10 protein-coding genes are annotated in these 7,951 nt (G+C 57.7%); 7 read left to right on the plus strand and 3 right to left on the minus strand.

Features of this window, described 5'->3' with window-relative positions; translation table 11 throughout:
• Nucleotides 1-364: 364 nt before the first annotated feature.
• Entirely contained in the window at nucleotides 365-910 is a 546-nt protein-coding gene (locus AC3B8H_RS15960; protein WP_488442537.1) for a flavodoxin, read from the plus strand.
• 127 nt (nucleotides 911-1,037) lie between these two features.
• Nucleotides 1,038-1,721 carry an FHA domain-containing protein gene (locus tag AC3B8H_RS15965; protein ID WP_488442538.1) on the plus strand — a complete coding sequence of 228 codons (684 nt, stop codon included), beginning with the start codon at nucleotides 1,038-1,040 and terminating at the stop codon, nucleotides 1,719-1,721.
• A gap of 7 nt (nucleotides 1,722-1,728) precedes the next feature.
• Here the strand turns inward: AC3B8H_RS15965 and AC3B8H_RS15970 are convergent, their stop codons facing one another.
• Entirely contained in the window at nucleotides 1,729-2,547 is an 819-nt protein-coding gene (locus AC3B8H_RS15970; protein ID WP_488442539.1) for a PP2C family protein-serine/threonine phosphatase, read from the minus strand.
• Between the two features lie 264 nt (nucleotides 2,548-2,811).
• On the opposite strand from AC3B8H_RS15970, the gene AC3B8H_RS15975 reads away from it, so the two are divergent.
• The 4 genes from AC3B8H_RS15975 (at nucleotide 2,812) to AC3B8H_RS15990 (ending at nucleotide 4,846) form a co-directional block, all read left to right on the plus strand.
• Nucleotides 2,812-3,294, plus strand: coding sequence for a VOC family protein (locus tag AC3B8H_RS15975; RefSeq protein WP_488442540.1), 483 nt, complete (start codon nucleotides 2,812-2,814; stop codon nucleotides 3,292-3,294).
• Nucleotides 3,295-3,301: 7 nt separating this feature from the next.
• Complete coding sequence (locus AC3B8H_RS15980; RefSeq protein WP_488442541.1) at nucleotides 3,302-3,775, plus strand: VOC family protein; 474 nt, start codon at nucleotides 3,302-3,304, stop codon at nucleotides 3,773-3,775.
• An 88-nt stretch (nucleotides 3,776-3,863) separates the two neighbouring features.
• Complete coding sequence (locus AC3B8H_RS15985) at nucleotides 3,864-4,364, plus strand: SRPBCC family protein (RefSeq protein WP_488442542.1); 501 nt, start codon at nucleotides 3,864-3,866, stop codon at nucleotides 4,362-4,364.
• Between the two features lie 80 nt (nucleotides 4,365-4,444).
• Entirely contained in the window at nucleotides 4,445-4,846 is a 402-nt protein-coding gene (locus AC3B8H_RS15990) for a VOC family protein (RefSeq protein ID WP_488442543.1), read from the plus strand.
• A gap of 241 nt (nucleotides 4,847-5,087) precedes the next feature.
• Here AC3B8H_RS15990 and AC3B8H_RS15995 read toward each other — a convergent pair whose 3' ends face one another.
• Nucleotides 5,088-5,876 carry a VPLPA-CTERM sorting domain-containing protein gene (locus AC3B8H_RS15995; protein WP_488442544.1) on the minus strand — a complete coding sequence of 263 codons (789 nt, stop codon included), beginning with the start codon at nucleotides 5,874-5,876 and terminating at the stop codon, nucleotides 5,088-5,090.
• Between the two features lie 795 nt (nucleotides 5,877-6,671).
• On the opposite strand from AC3B8H_RS15995, the gene AC3B8H_RS16000 reads away from it, so the two are divergent.
• Complete coding sequence (locus AC3B8H_RS16000; protein WP_488442545.1) at nucleotides 6,672-7,208, plus strand: J domain-containing protein; 537 nt, start codon at nucleotides 6,672-6,674, stop codon at nucleotides 7,206-7,208.
• 202 nt (nucleotides 7,209-7,410) lie between these two features.
• Here the strand turns inward: AC3B8H_RS16000 and AC3B8H_RS16005 are convergent.
• On the minus strand, nucleotides 7,411-7,951 hold a 541-nt coding region (locus AC3B8H_RS16005; protein ID WP_488442546.1), incomplete at its 5' end, for a hypothetical protein.

The following is a 7,951-nucleotide window of genomic DNA, read 5'->3' on the forward strand; positions in this document are numbered from 1 at the left end:
CGGCGGCGGCCTTCCCGACAACCGGTGTCTGAAGGCATGCTGCCTGCGGGATGACTGGCGTCGAGTCGGGACAGCCGAGCAGGCTTTAGTCGGCGGCTGACTTGGCGGGTTTTGTCGCAAATTCGCTAGGGCGCCGCCGGGATTGTCGCCAAAATCACTAACACGCGGGCCGATGGAGTCTTTGCCGGTTCGCGCGCCGCTGGCGCGGACGTCGGTTGCCGCGATCGAAAAATCAAAGGTTTTTCAATGAACAATACCAATGCCGCCACCGGGTTTTCAGAGGGTTAGGCCGTTTGTCGGTTCCGGACCAAGCCTGGTTTAAATTTTGCTTTGTTGATGGTGGACTGCTAACTGGGGTTTAAAGATGAACAAGATTGGAATTTTCTACGGGACCGAAAAAGGCATGACCGAGATGATGGCTCAGGTGATGTACCGCGTGTTGGGTGACGAGATTGCCAGCGAGCCGGTCAACGTCAACCGGGCGACAGTGGGGCAATTGCTCAGTTACAAGGCTTTGATTCTGGGCATGCCCAGTTACGGGGTCGGCGAAATCCCCGGCCGGACCACCGGTAGCGAGGAAGGCAACTGGGAAGAGTTTTTATATCGTCTGGACGAGGCCGATTTGTCCGGCAAGCGCGTCGCGCTATTCGGCCTGGGCAACCAGCAAAAATACTACGCCCGCTTTGCCGGCTCCCTGATTCATTTGTATCACCATGTCGCCGGCTACGGTGCCGAAGTGGTCGGTGCCTGGAGCACGGAAGGCTATCAATTCACCCATTCCAACTCCGTGGTTGACGGCAAATTTGTCGGACTGGTGCTCGATCACCATACCCAACCGGAAATGACCAAGGGCCGGATTCTGGACTGGCTGGATCAAATCAAGCCCGCCTTGCTGGAGAAGCTGAATTAGGGGCTTCGCCGCTTTGTCGTCGTCGGTCCGCAAGGGATACGCGAGCATCGCAAATAAAACCTGACTTTTTCTCGACTCCGGCCAATACTTGTGACGTGTGCGTCATTCAAATCGCGGAGTCGAAGACATGAGTTTCGTCGAGATTTACTTCAACAGCTCGCTGCAAAACGTGGTCGAAATTGGCGATCAGGCTTGCAGCATCGGCCGGGCCAGCTATAACCACGTTTCGATTGGCAACAAGGGCGTTTCTCTGGTGCACGCCGCGATCTCCAAACAAGGCGACGCCTGGTGGCTGGAGGATATGAACAGCACCAACGGCACTTATTTGAACGGCAAGCGGATCGAGGGTCGGCAACGACTTCAATTTGGCGATGTCATCTCGCTGGGCAAGCACGAGCTGAAATTCGTGGCCCAGCCCAATGCCGCCAACAGCGGCCTTGGTCAAGCGCAAGCCGACGATTTCGACAGAACCTTGCTGGTCAATCCCGCGTCCGGTCCAGCCGGCAACGCGCCCGGAACCGGCGATTACGCGTTGCTGATGCGCGGCGAGGCCCGCAATATCAACAAGCTGCTGTTAAATCGGGATTATTACTCGATCGGCAAAGGAACCCAGTGCAACGTCCGCGTGGGCGGCTGGTTTACGCCCAAGCTGATCGCCGAAATCATCCGCCTCGGCGACCATTACTATCTGACGCCGGTCGTCAAAAAGCACATCCGTTTGAACGGGCGGGAAGTCGGGCATCAGGTCCGTTTGAGCAACGACGACAATATCGCCATCAAACAGGTATTGTTGAAGTTCGTCGAGCAATGACTTCGACTCATTGGCACAGCAAAATCACCGAGATGTTGTCGGTCCCGCCGTTGGCGTTAGCGGCATCGACCAATGCGCCGGCCTTGGCCGGCAGATTGTCGCGGTTCAAACCGCTCAGCAAATCGGCGATTTCGCCGTCCTCCAGCATGCCGGTCAGACCGTCGGAACACAACAGGAAGCTGTCGCCGACGGCAATGTCCACGATTTGCACGTCCGGGGCTATCGTCGGTTTGGGACCGATGGCCTGATATAGCCGGTTGGTGGGTGGCGCCTCGCCGACCCGGCCGGCGTCCAGCCATTGCCGGTACAGCGAATGGTCCTCGGTCAAAGCTTGCAGCGCATTGCCGCGCAGCCGATACAAGCGGCTGTCGCCGACGTGAAAAACCTGCATTTTTGCCGCGCCGCGCGCCAAGCGGCAACCGACCAGCGTGGTGCCGATGCCATGGCCGTCCGCCGCGCCGCGAGCTTGATTGTCGAGGTACAGTGTCCGATTGGCTTCTTGGAGCACGTCGGCCAGCAAATCCAGTTGCCGGTCCAGACCATCCCGATTCGCGACGTCGCGGCGCTTGAACCAACGTCCGAACCAGCCCGGCGCGGATTGCTCGGCGTCCGCCGGCAAATAGCGGCAGATCAAGTCGTTGACGCTGACGATTACCCGCCGGCTGGCGACATCGCCCTGACCGTGCCCGCCCATGCCGTCGGCCAACAAGCACAAGCCGGCGGCGGCATTCAACGCGATCGCGTCCTCGTTCGCCGCGCGCGCCAGACCGGGGTCGCTGAGCCCGTAGGCGTAATAACTTTCCAATAAGCGCGTTACCGTCATCATGGCTTCCATCGTTAAATTGCAGGGCGAGATAGCAACCGCGTTAGAGTTTGGCGTAAAGTGCGTCTCGACATCAAAAAGTGGTCGCAACCGGCCGACTTGTCAAGCGTTGGCGCCACAGTCGGCCTTCCGTGGCCGCCCCATGCGCCGGCGGCGAATTTTTTTCCGGGCCATGTCGATTTCCGCCAAGCCGGTTCGACTAGTCCACGCAAACCCTTTTATCCCAACCCTTTATCCCAACCCTTTATACCAACCAGGAGTCATACGATGAGCAAGCCAGTCAACCCCATTCCCGACGGTTACCACAGCGTCACGCCCTATTTGACCGTCGAAGACGCCGCGGCGGCGTTGGCGTTTTACCAACAAGCCTTCGGCGCTCAGGAGTTCATGCGACTGACGATGCCGGACGGCAAGATCGGCCACGCCGAGTTTACGATCGGCGTTTCGCATTTCATGATTTCCGACGAATATCCGAACGCCGGTTCGGCGTCGCCGACCAAGTTGGGCGGTACCGCGGTCAAGCTGCATTTATACGTTAACGATGTCGATGCCAGCTTCGCTCAGGCCGTCGCCGCCGGCGCCATTCCGGCGATGCCGCCGGCCGATCAGTTTTGGGGCGACCGGATGGGCGTGCTGGTCGACCCATTCGGCCATCAGTGGATGTTGGCGACCCATGTCGAAGACGTTGACGGGAGCGAATTCCAGTCACGGATGGACGCGCTGTTCGCCGCTGGCGGCGGTTGTGCCTGAGGCGACGATGGCGACGATCACACCGTTTTTGTGGTTCGACGATCAAGCCGAACAGGCGATGAATTTCTATTTGTCGGTATTTACGCAGGCCAGGGTGCTGAATGTTAACCGTTATCCGGCCGGTGCGCCTTTGCCGGAGGGTACGCTGATGACCGCCAGCTTCGAACTGAACGGTCAGGCCTTTGTCGCGTTGAACGGCGGGCCGATGTTCACGTTCAACCAAGCGATCTCTTTCGTCATTCATTGCGAATCCCAACAGGAAGTCGATGACTACTGGGAAAAACTGTCGGCGGAAGGCCGGCCCGGCCAATGCGGCTGGTTGACCGACCGATTCGGCGTACCTTGGCAAATTACGCCAACCGTTCTCGGCCGCCTGCTCAGCGACCCCGATCCGGGCAAAGCCGCCAGGGTCATGCAAGCGATGCTGCGGATGAGCAAAATCGACATTGCCACGCTGGAGCGCGCCGCCGCGGACGCTTGAGACGCCCTACCCCAGCCACGGAGGACGCGCCAGCCGGGTTAGGCCCAGCGCGCTTGCCGTATTGATGTTTTTAAATTGGAGAAACCCGATGACCGCTTTCGATCCGCAACTCGACCTGACCTTTGAACGCATCACCGACCTGCCGAGGGATAAAATCTGGCAAGCCTGGACCGTGCCTGAGCATTTGTTGCCTTGGTTTTGCCCGCTACCCTGGAAAACCGTGGCTTGCGAAATCGATTTAAGACCCGGCGGCGCGTTCCGGACCACGATGCGCTCCCCGGAAGGCGAGGAATTTCCGCATCTCGGTACTTACCTGGAAATCGTCGAAAACCGCCGCCTGGTTTGGACCAATGCGTTGTTGCCCGGCTTTCGGCCGAAACGGTTCAGCGCCGGGGCTGAACCCGCAGCCTGCGGCGATTTTGCGATGACGGGCATCATCGAGCTCAGCGATCACCCGCAAGGCACGCTTTACCAAGCCACGGTGTTGCATGCCGACGCGGCCGGGCGCGATCAGCATGCCGCGATGGGTTTCGAGGACGGCTGGGGCAAGGCGTTCGAGCAATTGGCGGCTTACCTGAAAACGGGCTGAAGCCGATTGATTTCACCGGCGCCGAAGCCTATCGGTACCGGCCAATTCGGCTTGTTTCAATCATCACCCAGGAATTCGATATGAGTAATCCCACGTTGCGTCACGGTACATTTAGCTGGTGCGAATTGTTAACCAGCGATCCGGAAGCCGCGAAAGGCTTTTACGCCAACTTGTTCGCCTGGACGCTGGAGCCGGCGCCGAACGCGCCGCCGGGCGTCGATTATTCGATTGCCAAGCTCGACGGCGAACCGGTGGCCGGCGTGATGGCGATCCCGCCCGGCGCGGCCGGCATGCCGGCGCATTGGGGCAGTTATATCACCGTAAACGATGTTGATGCCACGGTAGCGCGGGCCACCGGATTGGGCGCCAGCGTGTGCGTGCCGCCGCAGGATATTCCCGAGCTGGGCCGCTTCAGCATGTTGCAAGACCCGCAAGGCGCGGTGTTCGGCATCATCAGCTATTTGCCGACGCATTGCGGATAAGCGCGGCCGACATGAGGGTAAGCGGCCAATCAATAATGTGCGTTTTCCAGGAGTGCCGGAGTAGTCCGGCACCGGTTGATTTCCATCCAAAAGTAAAGCTTGCGGCGGCCTTGGGATATTCCTCCACGACCCTTTGACCCAGGCTACACAGGTGGACTACTGAGGTACGGGCCGAATAGCTCGGCCCGCCGAGGTCGGAACATCCAGCGCACGGGCTAGGTGCTCCGGTAATCCAATCGATTTACGCGATACGACGCCGGCCTAGCGAAGCACCGGTCAGGCCGATCAAGCCGGACAGAAAGGGCCAAATGGCGGCCGGCAACGGCACGCCGGAGACGTTGGTCGAACTGCTGATTGCCGCGCTGCTAGCTGCCTGGGCGTAAAAACTGTAAGTCTCGCCGTCGGCAACCACGACAGGCAAGTAGAGAGTACCGGTTTTTCGTTCGGAATGTGCCGTGCCACTCGGGGATGCCGGGAACAGTAGCTCAAAAGCGAGATGGTTGCTGTTGCTGGATGAGGTGGCTTTCGCGGCGCCCATGGTAGCGCTGGCGGTCGCGTTGGAGCTAGGTGAGTAGCCTTCCGGGTAAAATTCGATGGCTATTGAATATTCAACTGAAAACAGAATCAAGCCGCTACCGGACACAGTGAATTCACCATGTCGAATCGCCGAGGCGGTGGCGTTGCTGCCGCCTGTCGGATTCACATCGCTGGCGTTGGCCGAAATGGCGTCCGCGGCGATTTCAGCCCATGCCTGAGTCGAAGAGCCGCCGGCGCTCGATAGCGAACCGGTTCCCCAATCGGGCACAAAATCGGTTTGTGAAAAATCCGGCCCGGAGGTGATCGCCGAGGTACTTGCCGAATAACTGCTGTTTATCCAGGTCAGCGTCGGCGTACCGGCGCCTAGACTGATCGTGGAAACCGAAAACGTGCTCCAGTCGAGCGACGCGCCGGCCGAGGCGGAAGCTGCGAGCGCACTGTTTGACAGACATGGAATGGATAATGCCAAGATTAACCAATTAGCGTGGTGCATGATTTTCTCCTTAAATTGCTGTAGTAATAACTTTTCGCGGATCAAGCCGATTTTGGATTTCACCGGCAATTGGCAAGCAATAATAAATCCGGTTGGTAGCTTATTTTCAATTGGCTGTTTTACAAAGGATTTTTTATTCATATAAATTCCATGAGAAAACTGTTGTAAAAATATTCGACGTAGGTTTGCCGTTTTGCGAAAAATACCAAATGACCGCCCTAATGACTCCCGCTTGGTGATTTATTCTTAAGGGAGAGCCGAGAGCTACAACGATAATTCGCCGAATATTCGGTAGAGCCGTAAACTCGGTTCCGGGGCTAATGTCGCGAACTTTGAGAAGGCCCATTGATTCCGCCAATTGTGTTGGTGGCTAAGCGGTGCCGGCGCCAGGAATTTGCTCCGGCCCTTTGCCTCTGCAATAGTTCGGTGGATGAACTACCAAGCTGATGAGCCAGCTAAAGCGTTCATGGAAGGCCATGACCCCGGCGTCTTGGCCCTAGCTTCAGCTTCGATAGTCGGTGCGGCGACGGTATCGCCTTTCCGGTGGAAAGCGGGGTAGAGGCTGACTAAATGCCTTTTCCACGACCTCGGCAACCGGCTTGTTTCAAAACCCACAGTCTGTCGGCTTTTCGGTGCTTGATGGGCGGCTAATTGCCGAATGCTGACGCGAGCGAATTGGCGTCAAAACGCTGTTAAGCCGCGCTTGGCGGGCATTCCGCGAGCAGGAATCGGTTTGGTATTTATCTTGCTGCCCTACCGAAACAGTCTTGTTAATTCGCCAATTAGGTAAAGACCATGCAGCAAGATCCGTGGCCGGAGGAAGAAGAACTTTGGGTGATTTGGAATGGTTCGCTCGGCATCGTCGATACCGTGACCATCGGCCAAATCGAAGCCGTTGCGCGGGGCAGGAGCGCGTGGCTGGAAGAGCCTTACGACATGGTCGGCCCGTTTAACCTCGACGAGTTGGAGGCCAACGGTTGGATAGACTTCGAAGCCTGTACCGTGATGTCCCGGCAAAAGTGGCGGGACGATCAAGTGGCGTTGCGCCGGGAGTCGTTAAAACTGCGCCGCGCGGCTCAGGAAAGATTGTTCGAGTATCAGGCCCGGCATAACCAGGGCCGATTTCGCCAGCCGGTCTACGACCGTCCACTCGGTGACCAGCGCCATCGCGAGGCCTTGAATCTGCCGCTTGACGGCGTGCTGGAGGCCTCTCAAATTAAAGCCGCGTTTCGTCGGCTCGCCCAAAAAACCCATCCCGATGTCGGCGGCAGTCACGAGCAATTTATTCGGATTACCGAAGCGCGTAACGCCTTGCTGGAGCGAGCGTTGTAAACGAGAGCGCCGAATTGCGAACGGACAGCGCTTCAAGAGAAACCGCCGCGATCCCATCGGCACTTTAACGGCCGAGCTGTTTAATGGTAGGAAAGGAAACAAAACGAGGGCGTAACCACCCGAAAACGCGGGCCGAACGCATCCAACGGGCGTAACCCGTCAAGCTGTCGAGATGCGATCCGTGGCCTTATGGGCTTATGTTTTAGCCATGGGTACTGAAACGGCTGGACTTTTCTTCGTCGTCAAAAATCGGTTCGCCTCTACCCATCACCGAATCGCGGCCCGAGGCCACGAGTTTGGTCAACGGCACGGCAGTCTCGCCGGTAAATTTGAGTTGATCCAGCGCGGCTTGCAGCAATTCCAAAGCCACATCGTAAACTTCGTCCACGGGTTGCAACCTTAGAAAGTGAGAATGCGCCGGACAAAGCATGGTTAAGCGCGGCGTTCCGTCGTCATCGCCCACGATATTACCGTTCATCAGCGCGCCCAAAAAAGCGAAATCGCGATTGTTGACCAAACTCGGTTTGGCATTGCCACGGGCGAAGGCTGCGGTAAATGCCTGGTCGGCAAGCATAGATAACGTTTCCGGTTCGACGGATTCGGTCGATAGCAACGCGCTCAACAGGTTCCTTAACGACACCACTTGGTCGGCTAACGGCCGGTCGTAAAAATAGCGGTTAATGCGGAAGTCATCGCGCATTTTGGCGTACCAGACCGCGACCAGTTCACCGAGCTGTTGATCG

Source organism: Methylomonas sp. BG-2 (assembly GCF_057766305.1).